General features: G+C 40.9%; 2 protein-coding genes. Both read right to left on the bottom strand.

Features of this window, described 5'->3' with window-relative positions; all coding sequences use genetic code 11:
- On the bottom strand, positions 1-448 hold a 448-nt coding region (locus CGS49_RS13480; RefSeq protein ID WP_097802293.1), incomplete at its 3' end, for a homoserine kinase.
- Between the two features lie 83 nt (positions 449-531).
- Positions 532-1,411, bottom strand: an 880-nt coding sequence (locus tag CGS49_RS13475; RefSeq protein WP_143405881.1) for a homoserine dehydrogenase, incomplete at its 5' end; no start/stop codon positions are given.

Genomic DNA, 1,411 nt, shown 5'->3' with positions numbered 1-1,411 from the left:
GAAACTCTGTAACGATGCTATTAACATGTTCATCCACATAAGAGGCTACAACGAGATTTCCAAAGATAGCTGGGGCAACATTGTCTGGGTGACCTTCAATCTTGGTTGCAATATCAAGTTTATCGTCATCTGAGAGCTTCAGATCTGCCAATTGATTGGCTAACTCAATCCCTGCGACAATAACTGAGCTAGAAGAACCAAGCCCACGCGCCAAGGGAATATCTGATGTCATCACCAATTTATGGGGCTGCAAATCAGACTTAACTTGCAAGGCAGTTGAAATGAGGAGGTTATTTTCATCTGAAGGAATATCTCCCAAATCATGTTCAATAAACCATACATCTGCTGGTTCAAGCACCTCAATTGTCAAATATTTAGAGACGGCAACACCCACAGAATCAAAACCTGGACCAATATTGGCAGATGTTGCTGGAACAGTAATTTTCATAATAACACACCAAAAGGAGGAAAGCTATTAGCGACTTTTCTCCTTGAATACCTTTCTTATACGCACCAGTATGGGCTTATCAATTAGTTAGACAAAACTTTCAATGTATTGACAACTGTGAAATCTTCTGCTGCTTCAAGTTTTTCAGTAACAGCTTTGAGTTGTGTCTTAGACATAGCATGTGTAATCACAACGATACGAGCTGTTGTGCCATTTGCTTTTTGTTGCAAGACTTGTTCAAATGAAATATCTTCTGAGTTGAAGATTTCAGACAAGTGAAGGATTTTACCTTTTTCGTCTGGCGTATCAAGGGCAAAGTAGTAATTGCTCTTAACGTCCGCTGGATTAGCCAATGGCAAGTCACGACGGAACTCATTAAATGGTTTACCCACATTGCCATCTGAAAGACGACGAGCAATACGGATAATGTCTGCCAAAACAGATGTTGCTGTTGGTCTTTGACCAGCACCTGGACCGTAATACATAGATTCACCGATACCGATAGATTCAACAAAGACTGCATTCATAACATCGTTGACGCTAGCAAGTGGGTGATTTTTTGGCAAGAATGTTGGTGATACTTCTGCTGAGATACCTGATTCCACTTCACGCACATCACCAACCAATTTGATAACATAACCCAATTCTTGAGCAACAGCCACATCGTCTGTAGAGATGTTCGTAATGCCTTTGTGAGAAACGTCGTCAAAATCAATTGTAGCACCAAAACCAAATTGGCTAAGGATAACAGCTTTATAAGCGGCGTCATACCCTTCAACGTCGTTGGTTGGATCACTTTCAGCATAACCAAGTTCTTGAGCAGTCTTGAGGGCGTCCTCATATGACCAACCTTCATCAACCATTTTAGTCATCATAAATTTAGATGTACCGTTAAGCACACCAAGGATACGAGTCACCTTGTCAGATGTCAAAGAGTTAGCCAAAGTACGCAAAATTGGAATA

It is taken from the genome of Faecalibacterium langellae (assembly GCF_002549775.1).
Classification (GTDB): domain Bacteria; phylum Bacillota; class Clostridia; order Oscillospirales; family Ruminococcaceae; genus Faecalibacterium; species Faecalibacterium langellae.
This window is presented reverse-complemented; position numbering and strand designations above follow the sequence as displayed.